Genomic DNA, 20138 nt, shown 5'->3' with positions numbered 1-20138 from the left:
GGTAGCAAAAGCCGCGATCACCTGCCGTACGGTCCCGGCTGTCCCCACTGTCCCGCCGCGGCGGCCTGGCGCTTGCGGGCGCCGCTCCGCTTCACCAGCACGACGATCGTCACGATGACGGCCAGCAGGAAGCCCAGGCCCGGCACCGCGAACAGCGCGACGGCCCCGCCCACCACCGAGTCGGCGGCGATCTCCTTGCCGACGCCGAACTTGGCGCTCGCCCCCTCGGCGGTGGTGCAGGTGAGCGGGTAGTCGCCGGCCTTGTCCACCCCCACCCGCAGGGCCAGTTCCCAGATGACGCCGTCGGAGGTGACGGTCTGGTCCAGGCTCGGCTGCTGGAGTCTGACGGCCCCCGGATCGCCCTGGATCTGGCACTCGAACTTGGTGCCCGTCGCGGCGGAGACGTAGATGGCGGGCTTGTCCGCCGGGTCGAGCTTGACCGTCACGGTCTGGCCCGGCTGGAACGAGCTGGTGGGCGCGGCGTCGGTGATCGCGCTGAAGATGCCGCCGGCGAACCCGGCGATGCCGACGATCACGCTGAGCACGAAGACGAGCCAGGCGCCGACGATCCAGCCGATGCCGGGCTTGACCTTCGTCTTCGGCGACGGGCCCTGGGGTGCCCCGTAGCCGGGAGGCGCGTATCCGTAGGGAGGGGCGCCCTGGTGCTGCTGCTGGCCGTAGGGCTGCTGGGGGGCGCCGTGACCCGGGGCGCCGTAACCGGGGGCGCCGTGACCGGGGGCACCGTGACCGGGGGCGCCGGAGGGGCCGCCTCCGGAGGGGGATACGAAATCGTTCGACATGTCGTAAATTGTGGGGCTTGCCGCTTGTATACCGATAGCAGTTGACTTGCTGCCCGCTTGGCTTCATCATCCTGACGCCGTGTTATCGCACCCCGTGGGCTGGAGCCGTACACTTGGCACTCGGGAACACAGAGTGCCAGAGCTGGTGTTTTACGTTCGGGCGCAGGCAGGGAGGTGAGCGCGTTGGTCGACGACCGCAAGCTGGCGGTGCTTCGCGCCATCGTCGAGGACTACGTGTCCACCAACGAGCCGGTGGGTTCCAAGGCTCTCGTCGAACGGCACAACCTCGGCGTCTCGTCAGCGACCATCCGCAACGACATGGCGGTGCTGGAGGAGCAGGGCTACATCGCCCAGCCCCACACCAGCGCCGGCCGGGTGCCCACCGACAAGGGCTACCGGCTGTTCGTTGACCGGCTCTCGCAGGTGAAGCCGTTGTCGAGTGCCGAGAGGAAGGCCATCGAGACCTTCCTCGCCGGAGCCGTGGACATCGACGACGTCGTGATGCGCACGGTGCGGCTGCTGGCGCAGCTCACCCGGCAGGTCGCCGTCGTGCAGTACCCCACGCTGACCAACTCCACGGTCCGGCACGTCGAGCTGGTCCCGCTGAGCGAGCGCAGGCTGATGTTCGTGCTCATCACCAACACCGGGCGGGTCGAGCAGCGCGTGGTCGAGCTGCCCGACGTGGTCGACGAGACCCGCGTCGCCCACCTCCGCGCGACGCTCAACGCCTGCCTGGACGGGTGCGGGCTGGCCAGGGTCCCCGACATGGTCGCCGACCTGCCCGAACGGCTTCCGGCGGAGGACCGCCCGCTGGCGGCCACCGTCCTGTCGGTGCTGCTGGAGTCCCTCGTGGACCGGCATGATGAAAAGATCGTTTTCGCCGGGGCGGCCAACCTCGCGGGAGCCGACTTCACCGTCGGGCTCCGCGACGTGCTGGAGGCCCTGGAAGAGCAGGTGGTGCTCATGCGCCTGCTCGGTGAGACCTCCGATCTGTCGGCGCTGACGGTGCGGATCGGCTCTGAGAACCCCTACACCGGGCTCCAGGGCACGTCGCTCGTCGCCGCCGGATACGGTTCGGGGGACAAGCAACTGGCCCGGCTCGGTGTGCTGGGTCCGACGCGAATGGACTACCCGGTCACGATGGGCGCGGTGCGCGCGGTGGCACGCTACGTCAGCCAGATCCTGGCTGCATCCTAAGAGGTCAACTAAGTGGCTAAGAGCGACTACTACGGCACCCTCGGGGTGCGCCGTGACGCCAGTGCGGAAGAGATCAAGAAGGCCTACCGCCGCCTGGCGCGGGAGCTGCATCCCGACGTGAACCCCGACCCTGAGACTCAGGAGCGGTTCAAGGACATCACGCAGGCCTACGAGGTCCTGTCCGACCCCAACAAGCGCCAGATGTACGACATGGGCGCCGATCCGTTCGCCGCGGGCGCGGGTGCGGGCGCCGGAGGCTTCGGCGCGGGCTTCCCGTTCAGCGACATCATGGACGCCTTCTTCGGCGCGGCCGGCGGCGGCGGTGGCCGCGGTCCCAGGTCACGTGCCCGCCGGGGCCGCAACGCCACCATCCGGGTGGAGCTCGACCTGCGCGAGTCGGCTTTCGGCACCACCCGCGAGCTGGTCGTCGACACCGCCGTGCTCTGCGAGGTCTGCACGGGCTCCGGCGCCGCGGCCGGCACCCACCCCGACACCTGCGACATGTGCCACGGCCGGGGCGAGGTCTCCCAGGTCACCCGGTCCTTCCTCGGCCAGGTCATGACCTCCCGCCCCTGCCCCCAGTGCGGCGGGTTCGGCTCGATCATCCGCAACCCCTGCCAGGAGTGCTCCGGCGACGGCCGGGTCCGCACGCGGCGGACCATCAAGGTCCGCATCCCGGCCGGCGTGGAGGACGGCACCCACATCCAGCTCGCCGGCGAGGGGGAGATCGGCCCGGGCGGCGGCCCGCCCGGCGACCTGTTCCTGGAGATCGTCGAGCGCGCGCACGAGATCTTCGAGCGCCGTGGCGACGACCTGCACTGCACCGTGCAGATCCCGATGACCGCCGCCGCGCTCGGCACCATCCTGACCATGGAGACGCTCGACGGCGCGGAGGAGCTCGACATCCGGCCGGGGACCCAGTCCGGGCAGACCATCCCGCTCTACGGCCGCGGTGTCCAGCGCCTCAACGAGACCGGCCGCGGCGACCTGCTGATCCACGTCAACGTGGAGACCCCCGCGCGCCTCGACCCGGCCCAGGAGGAGCTCATGCGCGAGCTCGCCAAGCTCCGCGGCGAGGAGCGCCCGCCCGGCAAGTTCGCCCCCGGCCAGCAGGGGTTCTTCTCCCGGCTGCGGGACGCGTTCAATGGCCGCTGACAGGTACGCCTCCCGGCCGCGCCGGCCCGGCCGATGACGGTCCCGGTCTTCCTGGCCGATCCGGCCGACCTGGCCCGGCAGGAGTTCACGTTCGGCGGTCCCGAGGGACGCCATGCGGCCGCCGTACGGCGGCTGCGGGCCGGGGAGCGGCTCGATCTGACCGACGGCGCGGGCGCCGTGGCCGAGTGCGTGGTCCGGGAGGCGGGCCGGGACTCCCTCCGCGTCGAGGTGCTGCGCCGCTATGAGGTGCCGGCTCCGCGGCCCCGCCTGGTCGTGGTGCAGGGGCTGCCCAAGGGCGACCGGGGCGAGCTGGCCGTGGAGATGATGACCGAGGCGGGGGTCGACGTGATCGTGCCCTGGGCCGCGGCCCGGTGCGTCACCCAGTGGAAGGGCGAGCGGGCGGCCAAGTCGCTGAACCGCTGGCGTTCCACGGCGAGGGAGGCCGGCAAGCAGTCCCGCCGCTTCCACCTGCCCGAGGTGACCGAGCCCGCCACCACGGCCGGGGTCGTCGCACTGCTGTCGGCGGCGGCCCTGGGCGTCGTGCTGCACGAGGAGGCGGCCTCCCCGCTCTCCACCCTGGAGCTTCCCGGCGCCGGTGACATCGTCGTGGTGGTCGGCCCCGAGGGCGGGGTCGCCGATGCGGAGATCGGCGCGTTCCGCGAGGCGGGAGCGGTGCCGGCGCTGCTCGGGCCGACGGTGCTGCGCACCTCGACGGCCGGGGTCGCCGCGGCGGCGGTGCTTCAGACGCGCACCGGCCGCTGGTGACCCGCTAGCCGCCCGAGGAGACGGAGGTCGTCGACTCCGTCGGCAGCGGTGCCGGCTGGTCGTCCGTCGGCGGGCACTCCCCGGCCGTGCACGGGTGCTCCGAGGGCGTGGTCGCCTCCGAGGGCTTCGGGGTCGGCGCCGGTGTCTTCCTGCACTCCTCGGGGAGCTCCTCGGGCTCGACCGCCGTGCTGTCGGGGGGCGTCGTGGGGCAGGTGGGCGAGGGCGTGGCCTTCGGGGTCGGCGTGACCTTGGGCGTCGGCTTGGGCGTCGGCCTGGGGGTCGGCGCGGTGCTCCTGGAATGGGTGGGCATCGGCGCGGGCTCCGTGGTGCCGGGCCCAGGCTTGGGCACCGCCGGAAGCCGATCGCCGCCGTTCGAGGGGGCCCGCGAGGTCGCGGACAGGTCGGGTGAGGTCGACTGGGTGAAGTTGACGTCGCCCACCTGCCGGGTCACCTGCTCACGGAACTGCGGGACCACCATGACGATGGTGGCCGCCACCAGGACGGCTCCCGCGACTGAGGCTCCGGCGCGCCACCACATCAGCCCGCGGAGCCCCCGTTTCTCTACGCGGGCACGGATGATCTCCAGTCCGTCCGGGGAGGGAACGACCGAGTTCGCCTCCGCACTGAGGACACGGCGGAGCAGCTCGCCGTACTCGTCGGGGGAGTCGGTCATGACAGTTGCTCCAGTGAGGTTCGTAGGGCGGCCATACCGCGAGCCGTGTGGCTCTTGACCGCGCCCTTGCTGATACCCATCGCATGGGCGATCTGCGCTTCCGACAGGTCTCCGTAGTAGCGCAGGACCAGTGCCTCCCGCTGGCGCGCGGGCAGGCCGCGGAGGGCCTCGATGACGGCGGACCGCTCGAACTCGCCGATCGCGCCGTTCTCGGCGCTCGGCGCGTCCGGCATGCCCTTGGGGGCGTACTTCTCCACGACCGCCCGGTGCCGGAGCACCGATCGCGATCGGTTGACGACCGATTGGCGCAAGTAGGCGAGTGCCTTGTCGGTGTCGCGCAGTCGACGCCAGGCGCCATGGATGGCGACGAACGCGTCCTGCACGACTTCCTCCGCGGTTGCCATATCGCGGACGAGCAACACAGCGAGACGCACAAGCGACCGATAATGCGCGCTGTACAGCGCGGTAACGGCCATGTCGGCATCCCACCCGACGGGCACCGCCCCGAGCGACCTGTCGGCCACGAGGGTCTCGGTGGTCACATCAGTGGGACGCTCGGCCTTCCCCGAGGGTTTACGCTCTTCCGGTTCATTAGGGGGCATGACCCAGTCGTGTCCTCGCCAGGCGGCCATATCGTGCGAATCGCAATGGTCTGTAGTTGTTGAAGTTTTGCATACCCACCTTATCTGCGTGGATCTTTCTTTGCTGACGATGGACCATCACCGATTGACAACGTCCGAGGGGGATAGGGTGCCTGCATGGTGAGCGAAGCCGACTGCCTGTTCTGCAAGATCGTGGCCGGGGAGATTCCCGCGAAGATCGTTCATGAGACCGATCGCACGCTGGCCTTCCGGGACGTCAACCCCCAGGCCCCCACCCACGTGCTGGTGGTCACCAAGGAGCACTATCCGGACGCGGCCGCGCTGGCCGCCGCCGACCACGGGCTCGCCGACGACGTCATCAAGGCGGCGCACGCGGTCGCCGAGCAGGAGGGTGTCGCGGCCTCGGGATACCGCCTGGTCTTCAACACCGGAGCCGAGGCGGGCCAGACCGTCTTCCACGTGCACGGACACGTGCTCGGAGGGCGCGGGCTGACGTGGCCGCCCGGATAAAACCGGCAGGCGCGATCGCGTCGATCACGGATACGATGGCGTAGAAGTCCCACGCCGATATCTGGAGGCGAACAGGCCGAAAGGCCCGCCTATGTCCGAGACAAACGATTCCAGCAGAACCTCCCCACCGCGATCGAAGGGTCCCAGCCGGACCCAGGCGAAGGTGGTGATTCCGGACGATCACTCGATGGTCAGCCTGCTGGGCTCGCGCGACGAGCTGTTGCGTGTCATCGAGGGTGCCTTCCGCGCCGACATCCACGTCCGGGGCAACGAGATAACCATCACCGGCAGCCCGGAGGAGAGCAGCATCGTGGTGCGGCTCTTCGAGGAGCTGTCCGAGCTCGTCCAGGGAGGCGCGGAGCTCACGACGGACGCCGTGGAGCGCAGCATCGCGATGCTGCGGATGACCTCCGACCGGCCGGCCGAGGTGCTCTCCCTCGACATCATCTCCTCGCGGGGCCGGACGATCCGTCCGAAGACCGTCAACCAGAAGCGCTACGTCGACGCGATCGACAGGCACACCATCGTCTTCGGCATCGGTCCCGCCGGCACCGGCAAGACCTATCTCGCGATGGCCAAGGCCGTGAAGGCGCTTCAGGAGAAGAAGGTCAACCGGATCATCCTGACCCGCCCGGCGGTCGAGGCCGGCGAGCGGCTGGGCTTCCTGCCCGGCACCCTCTACGAGAAGATCGACCCCTACCTGCGCCCGCTCTACGACGCGCTGCACGACATGCTCGACCCCGACTCGATCCCCCGGCTGATGGCCGCGGGCACGATCGAGGTCGCTCCCCTCGCCTACATGCGCGGCCGTACGCTCAACGACGCCTACATCATCCTCGACGAGGCGCAGAACACCTCGCCCGAGCAGATGAAGATGTTCCTGACGCGGCTGGGCTTCAATTCGAAGATCGTCGTCACCGGTGACGTCACCCAGGTCGACCTGCCGGGTGGCACGCTGAGCGGCCTGAGGGTGGTGCAGGGGATCCTCGAAGGCATTCCCGACATCCACTTCAGCCGGCTGACCAGTGCCGACGTGGTGCGGCACAAGCTCGTGAGCGACATCGTGGACGCCTATGGGCGCTATGACGAGACGCAGCGGCAGAGCGCCCCACCGGCGATCAAGGGCGTGGCCAAGCGTCCTCGGGAGACAAGATGAGTACGAGCGGGCCGCGTGGCGCGCGAGGAGCGGTGAACGACCGATGAGCATCGAGGTCAACAACGAGTCCGGCGTCGAGGTCGACGAGGGACTCATCGTCTCGCTGGCCGGGCACGTGCTGGAGCGGATGGACATCAACCCGCTCGCCGAGCTGTCCATCCTGATCGTGGACGAAGAGGCCATGGCGGTGCTGCACGAGCAGTGGATGGGGGAGCCCGGTCCGACGGACGTGCTCTCCTTCCCGATGGACGAGCTGCGTCCCGGTCCGGGCTCCGGAGCCCGGCAGGAGGGCGACGCCCCCACCGACCCCGCGCTCCTCGGCGACGTGGTGCTCTGCCCGCAGGTGGCCGCCAAACAGGCGGCCGAGGCCGGGCACAGCACCGAGGCGGAGCTGGAGCTGCTGTGCACGCACGGCATCCTCCACCTGCTCGGTTACGACCACGCCGAGCCCGATGAGCACAAGGAGATGTTCGGCCTGCAGGGCGAGCTTCTGGAGTCGTGGCGGGAGGTGCGCCCCCAGCGGTGAACCTCGCCAACGGGTGGTTGTTCTCGGCCGTCCTCCTCGTCGTGGTCGGCGGCCTGATAGCCAGCGCGGAGACGGCTCTGACCCGCATCTCACGGGTGCGCGCGGAGGAGTTCGTCCGTGACGGGCGCCGGGGCGCCGGGCGCCTGCAGGCGATCGTCGCCGATCCGCCGCGCTACCTCAACCTGCTGCTCCTGCTCCGGCTGAGCTGCGAGCTGATCGCCACGGTGATCGCCACGCTGCTCTTCATCGACTGGCTCGGCGACCAGGGCTGGGCCTACGCGGCCGCGGCCGCGGTCATGATCGTGATCAGTTACGTGATCGTCGGCGTCTCCCCGCGCACGCTGGGCCGCCAGCACGCGGAGCCGATCGCGCTGGCCAGCGCCCCCCTCGTGTACGGACTGACCCGGATCTTCGGGCCGCTGCCCAAGCTGCTCATCCTGCTGGGCAACGCCGTGACGCCCGGCAAGGGCTTCAGGGAGGGGCCGTTCACCTCCGAAGCCGAGCTGCGCGACCTGGTCGACCTGGCCGAGGAGCGCAGGGTCATCGAGCCGGACGAGCGGGAGATGATCCACTCGGTCTTCGAGCTCGGCGACACCCTGGTCCGCGAGGTCATGGTGCCCCGCACCGACATGGTGTTCATCGAGCGCGGCAAGACGTTGAACCAGGCCCTGTCGCTCGCATTGCGCAGCGGGTTCTCCCGGATCCCCGTGGTCGGTGAGAACGAGGACGACGTCATCGGCATCGCCTACCTCAAGGACGTCGTGCGCCGGATGCAGGAGACCGGTGACGACGGCCGTGCCGAGCAGATCGAGACGATCATGCGTCCGGCCACCTATGTGCCGGAGAGCAAGCCCATCGACCAGCTCCTGCGCGAGATGCAGGCCCGCCAGATCCACCAGGCCATCGTCATCGACGAGTACGGCGGGACGGCCGGCCTGGTCACCATCGAGGACGTCCTCGAAGAGATCGTGGGAGAGATCACCGACGAGTACGACCAGGAGGTTCCCCGGGTGGAGCCGCTGGAGGACGGGTCGGTCAGGGTGACCGCCAGGCTCCCGGTGGGCGACCTGGCGGATCTGTTCGACATCGAGCTCGAGGTGGAGGACGTCGAGACCGTCGGCGGCCTGCTGGCCCACGCACTGGGCCGGGTGCCGATCGCCGGTTCCGAGGCCGTGGTGGAGGGGCTCAGCCTGACGGCGGAGAGCCTCGCCGGGCGCCGCAACCGGATCGGCACGGTCCTCGTCAGGCGGACCGTCCAGCCCGAGCCCGACTCGGTGGGGGCCTCCGCGGAGAATGACTGAAAGAAGAATGCGCGGCGGGTGATATCCACCCAAGTGGTCCGCAAGTAATCTGCAAGCCGCGTCCGCCATTCTCATCTCACGGCACCCGGTCGCGCGGGCGCCGGTGGAGAGGTTTCCCGCGCCGGGAGGGGTTCGCGGCGCAGGGGACGGCTCCATAGGGGGAAGAGCGCGGATACGGCTTCCAGCTGGTTCTGCGTCGCTGGCTTAAGGGTGTTCTCAGCCGCATAATGCGGTTGAGGGCACCCTTAGGCGTTTCTCGATGATTGCCGCTTTTGCCGAATGGGAAGAAAGCGGATCGGCGGGGGAAATGACTCCTCGCACGTGACATCGGGGGAACAGTCATGACGCGGGGGATTCGAACTGCCGTGGCGGCCGGCGTCTGCGCGGTCCTGGCCGGGGCCGTGGCGGCGTGCGGCGCCGGTACGGACCACACGGCGAAGGACGCCGGCTCGGAGCTGGAGCGGCTGCGCGGGGTGTTACCCAAGGCGCAGGAGTTACCCGACGGTTTCTCCGCCTGGCGGGGCGAGGGGTGGAAACCCCCTTTCCGCCCGGCCGACCGTGACTGCCGGCTCGTCCTCGACCTGGCGGGAGGCAGTTCGCCGGAGCCTGCGCCGGGAGCCCGGGTGGACGCGACCTACCCGGGCGACGAGCTGGGAGAGCTGGCCGGGATCGGTCTGGCCTCCTACACCGGTGCCGGCGCCGAGCGGCAGTTCGCCGAGCTGACCCAGGCCCTGGAGGGCTGCCCGGTCGCCAGAAGCCGCCTGGCGGGCAGGCGCACCTCCCTGAGGGTGTCCAGCCTGAAGCTGGACGCCGTCGGCGACGACGTGCAGGCCAAGCGGCTACGCGGCCGGCTGAACGGCTATCCCTACGAGATGCACGTGGTCTTCGCCCGTATCGGCGGCACGCTGATCTCGCTGGTGCACACCGGTATCGCCGACGTCGACGTCAGGCGGACCCAGCAGCTCGCCCAGTTCCTCGTCGACCGGGCGGCGGTCTGAGGGATCGCCGGCCGTACCGCCGTCGGCCGTCGGCCGTACTGTCGGCGGCCTCGCCGTCGCCGGCTATGGCCGGTACGGGAGGATCCGCAGCTCGCCCTCGGGGGCGAGGGCGGTGATCCGCCGCGAGGCCTCCTGGTCCCGGCGGACCTCGACGACGCTCCTTCCGGCGCGGGCGTCCACCCGGTAGCCGTCGCCCTCCGGCACGGTGACCTCGACGTCACCGCCCTCCCCGGCGACCGCCCTGACGTCCTCGGGGGCGCGCTGGAAGCCCAGCACGGCGTCGCCCCTGCCGACCTCGACGTCGACCACGGCGGATCGCAGGCCGGTCCCGGTCACCTTTCCCGACCCGGCCCGCGCCCGCAGCGCTCCCCCCGCATCGGCCACGGTCACCTCGCCCGAGGCGGTGGACAGCCGTAGATCGCCCTGAACGCCGCGGGCGGACACGCTCCCGAAGTCGGTCGAGGCCTCGACGTCGGTGGCGGGGGGCAGGCTCAGGGTGTACTCGGCGCGGCAGGGGGACTCGCGGGGCCGCACCTTCACCGGGCAGCCGACGGTGAGCTGCAGCGTCCTTCCGTTCCACATCTCGGACATGCTGGGCTTGCCCCCGGAGAAGCCAGGGGCGCCCTCAAACCAGATGATCTCCCGCTTTATGGAGATCTGTCCGGCCGTGCCGGGGACGATCGAGATGTTGACCCGCCCGCCGGTGCGCAGCACCAGCTCCGGCGAGGTGAGCGTGTACTCGCGGACGGAGGCCTCCGACAGCGTCGCGGGACGGAGGAGGGAGGTGTCGTAGCGGTCGCCGGCCGCCTGTGTCCGGCTCACCTCGGACCATCCGGCCAGCGCTATGCCCGACACGGTCAGCGCGGTCAGCGCTCCGCCCACTGCGATCCAGGCGATCCGGACACTGCTTCGCATCGGCATCTCTCTCTTCAGACCTTCAGGAATCGCAGTACGGCGAGCACCCGGCGGTGGTCCTTGTCCGCGCCGGACAGGCCGAGCTTGGTGAAGATGTTGTTGATGTGCTTGCCGACGGCGCCCTCGCTGACCACCAGCGCCTCGGCGATCCCGGCGTTGGACCGGCCCTCCGCGATCAGCGCCAGCACCTCGTACTCCCTGCGGGTCAGCAGGTCCAGCGGGTCGCTGTGCCTGCGGAGCAGGAGCAGCGCGGCCAACGGGACCACCACCGTCCCGACCAGCAGGACCGACAGCGCGGTCAGGCCCACGATCACCACCAGGGCCAGCAGGGAGATCGGAAGGCCCGTCACCACGTGCGAGGTCCGGAGCCAGGCCGGTGCTGACCAGTGGGCACGGATCCGGTCCCAGGGGGTGGTCGGTTCGGTCGTGGTCATGGGACCACCGTAGGGATCGCGACCACCCGGCGACATGGGCCCGGTATCCCGGAAAAAGGTAGGGCGGGCTCCACCACGGGAGCGCGGATCCAGGTCAGGGAGGGGGCGAGGGCCGGGTGGGGCGGGCGCTCGGACCGTGCTCCGTCATTTCCGAGCCCCCCCGGGTCGAGCGCGGACCGACGATCAGTGCGTCGCGTTGTGCGGAGCTCAGGCGGTCCGGCCTCGGGGTGATGGCGTACTCGCCGTGCCCGAGCCGCTCCACGGCGAGCGGGTCGGAGAGGATCGGACGGCGGCTGATCGCGTCCAGGGCGTCGGCCGCCCGCTGGACGGGCCAGTCCAGCGCCGTGGCGAGGTCGTCCACGGTGAGGGGCCGAGCGGCGTACACCAGCGCGGCCAGCACCGTCAGCGCGTCGCGCACGACGGCGTCGGTGAGGCCGCTGTCGTTCATCTGATCGCTGATCCAGGCGAAGAAGCGAGCCATCCGGCCCAGCCGGGTGCCGGCGGGCGTGCCGGCGCCGAAGATCTCGATCCCGTGCCGCGCGGCCGCCGCGACCTCGGCGTGCGCCCCGGTGTCGGCTTTGAACGCCCGGAGCCAGACGTCGTCGTCGACGACGTACCGCTCGCGGCGGCCGGCATCCTGTGTGCGCCTGACCAGCTCGATCGCTTCGAGGTAACCGATGGCCTTGGACACCGACGCCGGGCTGACCTGTAGCCGGCGTACGAGTTCGGCGGACGTCAGGCCCCCGGAGTCGGAGGTGAGCAGGCAGACGAACACGCGAGCGGGCATCCGGGGAAGGCCGGTCCCGACCAGCAGCGTCGCGAACTGCTCCACGAAACCGCGCACGGACTCGGCCGGCCGCCCGTCGGCCGGTGGTTGCGCGGCCGGAACCGGTCTGCGGCGGTGGGCGCGCTGCCCGGCGGCCTGCTGGGCGCGGTCGGCCAGGTAGCCGCCGGGCGCGCTGTTGCGTGCCACTTCGCGGCTGATCGTGGACGTGGGCCTGCCCAGCCGCCGGGCGATCTCGGCGTATCCCAGCTCTTCGACCAGCCAGATCGCGATCTGCCGGCGATCCTCGTGGGTCAGCCTGCCTCCGGGCATCGGCTCGCCCTCCTGTCGGTTCGGGTCCACGGGTGCGTTCACCAACAGTACATTGCAACGGCTGGTTGGTGTGGATTGCATTTATCGACAATGCTGTTGCAACGATCGGCGTGAAAGCCCAGTACTGAAGCGCGTCATTGAAGGTTTGTTGTTGACGATCATTGAAATGCAACGTAGCCTTTTATCATCTGGAAAGATTCGGACAGGACGAGGAACCCCTTATGGCAAGAGCGTTGGATGTGACCCGGATGCGAGCTCGTGTCTCCGAGCTGCTCGCGGAGTACCGGATTCCGAGTGCCGCGATCGGCGTCCTCAGCGACGGGGAGATCACCGACTTCGCGGTCGGCGTCAAGGACATCTCCACGCGGGAGCCCGCGACGGTCGACACCGTCTACCAGTGCGGCTCCGTATCCAAGACATGGACCGCCCTCGCCTTCATGCAGCTCGTCGACGAGGGGAAAGTCGCCCTGGACGAGCCGGTGCGGACCTACCTTCCTGATTTCCGGGTCGCCGACCTCGACGTCAGCGCCAGGGTGACACCCCGCCATCTCCTCAACCACACCAACGGCATCGAGGAGGACTACGGAGATCCGGGCGAGGGCGACGACGTGTACGAGCGCATGGTGGAGAACATCGCCGGCGCGTGCCAGGTCCACCCCCCGGGCCACACGCACGGCTACAGCGCGGCCCTGGGCTACGCGATCCTCGCCCGCATCATGGAGGTGAGCGACGGCAAGCGGTGGGACGACATCATGAAGGACCGCCTGTTCGACCCCTTGGGACTGACCTCGACGAGCAGCCGGCGTGAGCACGTGGACCGGAACCGGGCCGCGACCGGATACCTGATCCGATCCCTCCAGGAGGGGCCCGTCCTCTCACCGCTGGGTCACCTGCCGCGCTCCTTCGGCCCCGGAGGCAACGTCAACACGACAGCCCGGGAATTGCTCATGATGGCGTACGTCTTCCTCAACGAAGGAAAGGCGCCGAACGAGACCAGAATCGTCTCACCCGGCGCCATCCGTGAGATGACGGAGTCGCGGGTCCCCATACCTGACCCGTACATGTTCGGGCCGGAATGGGCACTCGGCCTCATCGTGTGCGATTGGCACGGCCAAACCGTCTACGCCCACGACGGCAGTGCGGTCAGCCAGAGCGCCCGCCTGCGGATCCTGCCGGAATCGAACATCGCCGTCTCGATGCTGGTGAACGCCGGGCCGCGCGACAGCTTCTACCGGAAGGTGTTCAACGAGATCCTGGCCGACCTCGGCGCGGTCACGATCCCCGACCTGCCGGAGCCCGACCCGGCCCTGGCCCTCGACCTGTCCGGGTACGAAGGCTCCTACGGGCGCCCCGGCACCCGCTACGAAGTGGCGGCCGAGCGCGGAAAGCTCCACCTCAGATTCACCCTGAACCCCATGGAGGCGCAACTCCTCAACAAACCAGAACAGCTCGACTACGAGCTGTTCCCGATCAGCGAGAACCATTTCCTGATGCCTTCGGACGATCCGCTCGAGGACCCTCAGACCGTCGCGATCTACGACTTCAAGGATGGTGCCGCACAGTATCTTCACCTCAATTGCCGAGTGAGTCCGAGAGTCGATGAGGAGGGTGCCACGGTGCACGTCATGGCTGTTTCCGCGATTTCCGACAACGACGGTTTCTGGGATTCCCTGAAAAAGGCGTATGGCCGGCTTCCCAAGGGCGCCAAGTGGACGCTGGCGGTGGCGAGCACCGACGGGACCAAGGCGGTGAACGTCATCGTCCATGACTCGATCGACGGCGTCAGGAGCTTCTTCGAGGATCACGTCGGCCCCTTCGCCGCGACGGAATACTTCGAGGCCGACGCGTCCAACGCGGTCGGCCTCCCCGCGACGTAACCGCTCCTCGCGCTGTTCGTCCGTCCAAGCCGCGACGGCGGCGCACCGTTCGGATCCATGCGACCGTCGTCCCGTTCGGGAGTGCGTGCGGTCATCGACCACCACGTTCAGGCCGCCCGCGAGCCGGGCCGCGAGGCGCCGCGGGGGAGACGCCGCCGCATGGTTCATGGGCGCGACACGGCGGACGGCGGGCAGGCCGGGTGGGGCCGGACGCCGCGCGCTGACTACCCTGGCGCTGTGAGTGACGCGACCCTCGACCCCGAGGACAACAAGATCATCGTTCTGGCCCGCTCCGCGCGGGCCCGCAACGGCGCCGCCGAGGGGGCCGCCGTGCGCGACGAGACCGGCCGGACCTACTCGGCGACCAATGTGGCCCTGCCGTCGCTGACGCTCTCGGCGCTGCAGGTCGCCGTGGCGATGGCCGTCTCCAGCGGCGCCGAGTCCCTGGAGGCGGCCGCACTGGTCACCGCGGGCGACGGCCCGGCCGACGCGGACGCGCGGGCGGTCCGTGAAATGGGCGGCAGGACGCTGCTCGTGGCCACTCCTGACGGTGCCGTGCGTCAGAGCTGAGGCCGACATCGGCGACAATGGTTGACGTGAGTTCCTCAGCTGCTGATTTCCACGCCGGTTTCGCCTGCTTCGTCGGCCGGCCCAACGTCGGTAAATCCACGCTGATGAACGCGTTGGTCGGCACGAAGGTGGCGATCACCTCCTCCAAGCCCCAGACCACTCGCCGGGTCATCCGTGGCATCGTGCACCGCCCGGACGCCCAGCTCATCATCGTGGACACGCCGGGGCTGCACCGGCCCCGCACCCTGCTGGGCGAGCGGCTGGACAGCCTGGTGCTGTCCACGCTCACCGAGGTCGACGTGATCGGGTTCTGCGTGCCCGCCAACGAGCCCATCGGCAAGGGCGACCGGTTCATCGCCGAGAAGCTGGCCGCGGTCAAGAAGACGCCGGTCGTCGCCGTCGTGACCAAGTGCGACCTGGCGACCCGGGAGCAGATCGCCGCGCAGCTGCTCGCGCTCTCCCAGCTCGCGGAGTTCGCCGAGATCGTCCCGGTCTCGGCGAAGTCGGGGGAGCAGCTCGACGTGCTGGCCGGCGTGCTGATCGACCGGCTCCCCGCGAGCCCGCCGCTGTACGAGGGCGGCCAGCTCACCGACGAGCCCGAGCAGGTGCTGGTGGGCGAGCTGATCCGCGAGGCGGCGCTGGAGGGCGTCCGGGACGAGCTGCCGCACTCGATCGCGGTCGTCGTCGACGAGATGCTGCCCCGGGAGGGCCGCGACGACCTGCTCGACATCTACGCGCACATGTTCGTCGAGCGTCCGTCCCAGAAGGCCATCGTGATCGGGCACAAGGGCAGCCGGCTCAAGGATGTCGGCAGCCGGGCTCGCCAGCAGATCGAAGCGCTGCTCGGCACCCGCGTCTACCTCGACCTGCGGATCAGCGTCGCCAAGGACTGGCAGCGCGACCCCAAGCAGCTACGCCGCCTGGGCTTCTACGACTGATCCCGGCCCCGTTTCACGGCGGTGTCGAGGTGGTCTCCGCCCTCCGCGTCTTTCGCATTTTTCTGGATATACGACATTTAGTTCGTATGTGTACGGGGCATTGGCGAGGGGGGCTGTCGTCGTGTCCGGGGTATGGAGCTCACGGGAACGACTACAGCGCGGGGGCCGCAATGACCGACTACACCACCTACACCCTGTGGATCGTCGAAGGAGACATCGGGCAGGACTCCGCCGGAAAGGACCTCTTCTCGCCCGACAGCCCGATCGACTACAGCGATCTGAACCCCGCGGCCCTGTTGTGGCTGACGGAGCACGGCTACGAGGATCCGGGCAGGCGGGTCGTGGTGACCCCGGCGGGCGAGGTCCCGAAGGGAACCGTCGTCGCCTCCTACGACGTGGCGCTCTGAGCCCTCCGTGACGGGCGCTCCGGTATTGAACGGTGCTGAATATGCATGATCGCCGGTCAAATCTCTCATCACGTCCGAAGTGATGTCCAGGTGATCAGAGGGGCCGGGAGGCCCAGCGTTCAGGGGCGGGCTTCGAAGGAGTTGAAGCTGACCTCCACACCGGAGCCGCCGTGCCGGGCGTGGGCGAACATGCCGATGGAGCCGGAGGCGAACGGCCGCTTCCTGTCGAGCCGGGAGAGGACCTTCCTGCCGTTGACGCTCAGGCTCAGACTGGTCCCCGCCGCACCGCTGCGGCAGGTCGCCTGCAAGACGATGAGCCGGGCGGGGCGCAGACCGGGGACCGGGACGTGTCTCACCGAGGCGGGCGCTTCCCCGCTCTTGCCGATGGAGGCGTCACCGCTGCTGGTGATCGAGAACTCGTAGCGCCTGGCTCCCTCGTCCAGCCCCCGGCAGAAGACGCCGAAGTCGCCCTTGCCGCGCAGCATCCGGACCTTCGCGGTGATGGTCGTGTTCTTCACCGGAGCGGTCAGGGGAGCGATGACCGGAAGGTAGGCGTCGGCTTTGGCGGTGATCCGGTAGGCGCCCTGGGACGCCTGGTGCCTGCCCTTGCCCGAGGCAGCCGTGGTCCAGCCGCGATCCGCGCCGCTGAAGTCGTCCCGGAACGGCAGGGTCCGCGCCGTCGCGGGCTCGGCGGTGGGCTCCGCGGAGGACGGCGGCGCGGTCGGACTCGGGGACGGGGACGGGGAGAGCGCGGCCGTGGGCCCCGTCGCCGGGTCCGGCGCGGGCTGGGCGGTGTCGCCCGCCGCGGCGGCCGGCTGGGTCGCGGGCGGGTGACCGGCGGGGTCCTCCCCGGCGGGCGTGAAGAAGGCGATGCCGGCGATGACCAGCGAGATCGCCACCCCCGCGAGGATGGGAGTGGCGATCGACCGGCCCCACCGGGCCGAGGGGACGGGGTCGTCCGCGGGGGCCGGGCGTGGAGGCGGGGGCCAGAGCGCGCCGGGTTGGTCCGCCGGCCGTACGTGATCCGGGTCCGCCCCGCCGGGAGCCGAGGAGGGCCGGTCGAGGGGGGCGGCGGGGAGGTCGAGCGGTCGCGGGGCGGGCGGGCCCGGTGTGGTGAGGGCTGAGGGGGGCCGGTCGAGGGGGGCGGCGGGGAGGTCGAGCGGTCGCGGGCCCGGCGCGGGGGCCGGCTGGGCGAGGGAGGTGGCCGGGTCGGTGGCGCCCGTCAGGATCCTGAGGATGTCCTGCACGCTGGGGCGGCTGCCCGGATCCTCGGCGAGAGCGCGGCCGGCGAGGTCGCGGAGCGCGCCGTGCAGGCCGGTCAGGTCGGGGCCGGCGGGGCGGTCCGTGCGGCCGGCGGACGGGCCGCGCCCGGTCGCCGCGTAGAGGACGACCCCACCCCAGGCGAACACGTCCGACGCCGCGCCGGCGTCCTCACCCCGTGCCTGCTCCGGCGCCATGAAGGAGGGCGCGCCCTCCTCGGCGCGGGCGGAGGGGCCGGAGGGACGGGTCACGCCGAAGCCGGTCACCCGGGGCCCGAGCGGGCCGAGCAGGACGGCGGACGGCTTCAGATCCCGGTGCACGACGCCGGCGGCGTGGATGGCCTGCAGGGCGACGGCGGTGGACACGGCCAGCGCGTCCAGGCTCGATCCGGTGAGGGGGCCGTGCTCCGCCACCCGCCGGTGCAGGTCCTGCCCCTCGACGTACTCGGTGACCAGGTAGGCCCGGTCGCCGTCGAGCCCGGCCTCCAGCACCGGGACGGTGCAGGACCGGGCGACCCGGGACGCGGCCTGCGCCTCCTGCCGGAACCGTTGCCGGAGAGCGGGATCGGCGGCCAGACGGGGGTGGACGACCTTGACGGCGACCTGGCGGCCCTCGGGGTCGCGGGCGAGGAAGACCTCACCGGTCCCGCCCTGCCCAAGCCTTCTCACCAGGCGGTACGGCCCAATGACGGTGTTCATCGTCCCCCGCTTCCCGAGATCTGATAGAGGATCTTAAGGGGTGTTTCGGGCATCCCATCGGTAAGTCGTTTGATCTCGTCTTGGTGAAGGAACGCCCGGCCCCGGAGGTCACGGCATAGCCTGCCGGACATACGGGGAATCCGGAGGCGTCATGACCGAAGAACCCGCGGACTCGGGCGCGCGGGCAGAGAACCCGCCGGCCCCTTCCGGGGAGCACGAGCCGTGGTCCGGCCCGGAGCAGGAGCCCGGATCTCCGCCCGCGCCCGGCCGGTCGCGGCGGGTGAGACGGTTCCGGCTCGCGGCGTGGGTCGCGCTGGTCCTGGCCGCGATCGTGGTCGGGGCGTCCGTCATGTGGGTGAACGGCCCGCCCACCGAGGCCGAACTGCGGGAGAAGGCCGGACTGTTCAACAAGGACAGGCTCCGGATCGGGGTGAAGAGCGACACCCCCGGCATCGCGTTCCAGGAGCAGAGCGGCAGGCGGGCCTTCAAGGGGTTCGACATCCAGATCGCCTACCTGATCGCCGCGGACCTGGGCTACCGGCCGGACAAGGTGGACTTCCTGGCCATCGAGACCGAGGACAGGGCGCGCATGCAGGCCCTGGACGCCAACGGCCGGTTCGTCGGGGTGGACCTCGTGGTCGCCACCTTCAGCGTGACACGTGACCGGCAGGAGAACCCCTCGGTGGGCTTCTCCACGCCCTACCTCTACACCGAGCAGTCCGTGGTGACCCGGTCCGACTACCCCGGAAAGATCACCTCCCTGGGGCAGCTCGAAAACAAGAAGGTGTGCACGCTCGGCACCTCGACCTCCGAGACGGAGCTGGCCAGGGCGACGAGGGCCACCGTCACCGCCAAGAACCTGATCAGCGACTGCGCGGCGGGCCTGGAGGCCGGCGATTTCGACGCGATGACCACCGACGCGGCCATCCTGGCCGGGTTCGTCGCGGAGTCCGGCGGGGCGTTCCGCCATCACGACATCGCGCTGGAGAAGACCGAGATGTGGGCGGTCAACGCCGGTTCCAACAAGGCGCTGCGGACCCTGGTCGACCTCGCCCTCTACCGTTCCTACGCCGATCCCCAGGACCAGAGGTGGGAGCAGGCCTACCAGGCGTACATCGACCCGCTGCTGCCGGCCAGCCCCAACGTGAACGTGGCCCAGGCGGAGCAGCCCTGCGCGCTCCCTCCGCCGGTGCGCAGATGGCCGTGGGAGCGGACCCTCCCCGTCCAGGACTGCCCGTCCCGTTGAAAGGCGCCGGGCGGGTCAAGGACGCGCCGAGGGACCAGGAGTGGCTGCTCGCGCTGCTTCCGGTGTTCCCCCTCGTCCTGCTGGTCATGCGGCTGTGGTACGCCAGCCGGCAGGACACCCAGACGCTGCTCCTGCTGCTGCAGAACATCAGCCCGCTGGGCCTGCTGAGCTCCGTGCTGCTGACGACCGTCTGGGTCCTGCCCGCCCTCATCCTGGGCGGCCGGGTGCTCGGCACCCTGTACTGGATCAGCACGGGCCGCTCCTCCTGGCTGGTGCGCACCGCCGAACGGCTGCCCGGCTGGGTGGTCGGCCTGGCCGTGGTGGTGGGCATGTGCGCCTGGCAGCTACGGTTCCTGCCGACGCTGGCGATGCTGTCACTGGCCGTGGCGGGACTGGCGGTGCGGGACCGGTTCCCCCATCACGAGGGGCTGCGGGGCACCGTCTGCTACGCGCTGCCCGTGATGGTCGCGGTGATCTCCTACATCGTGTTCTGGCCGGCCATCGGGGCGGCGTTCGCCGCGCGCGACCTGGCGACCTCGCTTCTGCTCACGCTTCCGCCGGGGCTGGCGGTCCTGCTGACCGGCCCGGTCCCCCGGGCGCCGGCTCGGGCGCTCACCCACGGCATCGCGATCGCGATGGCGGTGTTCACGCCGTTCCTCGTGGGCGTGGTCGTGATGAAGGCGCCGATCCTCCCGCTGATGGCGCTGCAGATGAGCGAGAAGGAGACACCGCGGGTGCTCGTGGGCCATCTGGTCGCCAGCGACGACGAGATGTCCACCGTCCTGGGGCGTGAAGGTGTCGTGAGCTTCGTCCAGAACGACCGGATCCAGTCCAGGGTGCTCTGCCCGGATCCCGGTGAGGTGCCCAGAACCTGGGTGAACCTGCACGGCTGGAACGTCGAGCAGAGCGTGGTCTCCTGGCTCGCCCCGGCCCCGCCGGCGGCCCCGGTCGACCCGCGCTGCCAGGGCCGCCCCAAGGACTGAGGGCCCGGGGGCGGCCGGAGTGCGAGGACGG

The 20138-nt window shown here is 70.3% G+C and carries 20 protein-coding genes and 1 pseudogene; 14 read left to right on the top strand and 7 right to left on the bottom strand.

The features are described 5' to 3' along the window. Positions 1-17 precede the first annotated feature (17 nt). Complete coding sequence (locus BM085_RS17390) at positions 18-800, bottom strand: hypothetical protein (RefSeq protein WP_093888005.1); 783 nt, start codon at positions 798-800, stop codon at positions 18-20. 183 nt (positions 801-983) lie between these two features. Between BM085_RS17390 and hrcA the strand changes: the two genes are divergently transcribed. The 3 genes from hrcA to BM085_RS17375 are packed head-to-tail and all read left to right on the top strand — an operon-like array spanning position 984 to position 3917. Further along, a complete protein-coding gene (gene hrcA / locus BM085_RS17385) occupies positions 984-1997 on the top strand; it encodes a heat-inducible transcriptional repressor HrcA (RefSeq protein ID WP_031163981.1) in 1014 nt (337 codons plus the stop codon). A gap of 12 nt (positions 1998-2009) precedes the next feature. After that, positions 2010-3152: a molecular chaperone DnaJ gene (gene dnaJ, locus BM085_RS17380; RefSeq protein ID WP_093888004.1), complete on the top strand. Its 1143-nt coding sequence runs from the start codon at positions 2010-2012 to the stop codon at positions 3150-3152. A 33-nt stretch (positions 3153-3185) separates the two neighbouring features. Then, on the top strand, positions 3186-3917 hold the full coding sequence (locus BM085_RS17375; protein ID WP_093888003.1) for a 16S rRNA (uracil(1498)-N(3))-methyltransferase: 732 nt from the start codon (positions 3186-3188) through the stop codon (positions 3915-3917). A gap of 4 nt (positions 3918-3921) precedes the next feature. Here BM085_RS17375 and BM085_RS17370 read toward each other — a convergent pair whose 3' ends face one another. Together BM085_RS17370 and BM085_RS17365 are read right to left on the bottom strand one after the other, a co-directional pair. After that, entirely contained in the window at positions 3922-4590 is a 669-nt protein-coding gene (locus BM085_RS17370; RefSeq protein ID WP_093888002.1) for a hypothetical protein, read from the bottom strand. After that, positions 4587-5066, bottom strand: a complete 480-nt coding sequence (locus tag BM085_RS17365) for a SigE family RNA polymerase sigma factor (RefSeq protein ID WP_043655278.1) — start codon at positions 5064-5066, stop codon at positions 4587-4589. The genes BM085_RS17370 and BM085_RS17365 overlap by 4 nt, the downstream gene beginning before the upstream one ends. Positions 5067-5351: 285 nt before the next feature. Here BM085_RS17365 and BM085_RS17360 point away from each other — a divergent pair, with 285 nt between their 5' ends. From BM085_RS17360 to BM085_RS17340, 5 genes are all read left to right on the top strand, one after another. Then, complete coding sequence (locus tag BM085_RS17360) at positions 5352-5702, top strand: histidine triad nucleotide-binding protein (protein ID WP_093888084.1); 351 nt, start codon at positions 5352-5354, stop codon at positions 5700-5702. A 91-nt stretch (positions 5703-5793) separates the two neighbouring features. Then, a complete protein-coding gene (locus BM085_RS17355; RefSeq protein WP_093888001.1) occupies positions 5794-6858 on the top strand; it encodes a PhoH family protein in 1065 nt (354 codons plus the stop codon). Positions 6859-6901: 43 nt separating this feature from the next. Beyond that, complete coding sequence (ybeY, locus tag BM085_RS17350; protein ID WP_031163967.1) at positions 6902-7384, top strand: rRNA maturation RNase YbeY; 483 nt, start codon at positions 6902-6904, stop codon at positions 7382-7384. Beyond that, the gene (locus BM085_RS17345; RefSeq protein WP_093888000.1) at positions 7381-8685 is read left to right on the top strand and encodes a hemolysin family protein; all 1305 of its coding nucleotides are present in this window, start codon (positions 7381-7383) and stop codon (positions 8683-8685) included. The genes ybeY and BM085_RS17345 overlap by 4 nt, the downstream gene beginning before the upstream one ends. Positions 8686-9026: 341 nt before the next feature. Beyond that, a complete protein-coding gene (locus BM085_RS17340; protein WP_143120972.1) occupies positions 9027-9683 on the top strand; it encodes a hypothetical protein in 657 nt (218 codons plus the stop codon). Positions 9684-9746: 63 nt separating this feature from the next. Here the strand turns inward: BM085_RS17340 and BM085_RS17335 are convergent, their stop codons facing one another. The 3 genes and pseudogenes from BM085_RS17335 to BM085_RS17325 form a co-directional block, all read right to left on the bottom strand. Beyond that, positions 9747-10598 (bottom strand): DUF4097 family beta strand repeat-containing protein, encoded by an 852-nt coding sequence (locus BM085_RS17335; protein WP_143120971.1) that lies wholly within the window; start codon positions 10596-10598, stop codon positions 9747-9749. Positions 10599-10612: 14 nt separating this feature from the next. Beyond that, positions 10613-10873 (bottom strand): annotated as a pseudogene (locus tag BM085_RS45950) (response regulator transcription factor); the annotation flags it as partial. A gap of 253 nt (positions 10874-11126) precedes the next feature. Beyond that, entirely contained in the window at positions 11127-12128 is a 1002-nt protein-coding gene (locus tag BM085_RS17325) for a GbsR/MarR family transcriptional regulator (protein WP_093887997.1), read from the bottom strand. Between the two features lie 248 nt (positions 12129-12376). Here BM085_RS17325 and BM085_RS17320 point away from each other — a divergent pair, with 248 nt between their 5' ends. From BM085_RS17320 to BM085_RS17305, 4 genes are all read left to right on the top strand, one after another. After that, on the top strand, positions 12377-14005 hold the full coding sequence (locus BM085_RS17320) for a serine hydrolase domain-containing protein (protein WP_245789368.1): 1629 nt from the start codon (positions 12377-12379) through the stop codon (positions 14003-14005). 237 nt (positions 14006-14242) lie between these two features. After that, the gene (locus BM085_RS17315; RefSeq protein WP_093887995.1) at positions 14243-14575 is read left to right on the top strand and encodes a cytidine/deoxycytidylate deaminase family protein; all 333 of its coding nucleotides are present in this window, start codon (positions 14243-14245) and stop codon (positions 14573-14575) included. A 17-nt stretch (positions 14576-14592) separates the two neighbouring features. Next, on the top strand, positions 14593-15513 hold the full coding sequence (gene era, locus BM085_RS17310) for a GTPase Era (RefSeq protein ID WP_086578231.1): 921 nt from the start codon (positions 14593-14595) through the stop codon (positions 15511-15513). A 170-nt stretch (positions 15514-15683) separates the two neighbouring features. Continuing rightward, entirely contained in the window at positions 15684-15920 is a 237-nt protein-coding gene (locus BM085_RS17305; protein WP_093887994.1) for a hypothetical protein, read from the top strand. Positions 15921-16039: 119 nt separating this feature from the next. Here the strand turns inward: BM085_RS17305 and BM085_RS17300 are convergent, their stop codons facing one another. Then, positions 16040-17878 (bottom strand): protein kinase domain-containing protein, encoded by a 1839-nt coding sequence (locus tag BM085_RS17300; RefSeq protein ID WP_093887993.1) that lies wholly within the window; start codon positions 17876-17878, stop codon positions 16040-16042. 151 nt (positions 17879-18029) lie between these two features. Here BM085_RS17300 and BM085_RS17295 point away from each other — a divergent pair, with 151 nt between their 5' ends. Together BM085_RS17295 and BM085_RS17290 are read left to right on the top strand one after the other, a co-directional pair. Then, the gene (locus tag BM085_RS17295; protein WP_093887992.1) at positions 18030-19124 is read left to right on the top strand and encodes a transporter substrate-binding domain-containing protein; all 1095 of its coding nucleotides are present in this window, start codon (positions 18030-18032) and stop codon (positions 19122-19124) included. Next, entirely contained in the window at positions 19121-20107 is a 987-nt protein-coding gene (locus BM085_RS17290) for a hypothetical protein (RefSeq protein ID WP_093887991.1), read from the top strand. The genes BM085_RS17295 and BM085_RS17290 overlap by 4 nt, the downstream gene beginning before the upstream one ends. Positions 20108-20138: the final 31 nt, after the last annotated feature.

The organism is Streptosporangium canum (assembly GCF_900113865.1).
Classification (GTDB): Bacteria; Actinomycetota; Actinomycetes; order Streptosporangiales; family Streptosporangiaceae; genus Streptosporangium; species Streptosporangium canum.
This window is presented reverse-complemented; position numbering and strand designations above follow the sequence as displayed.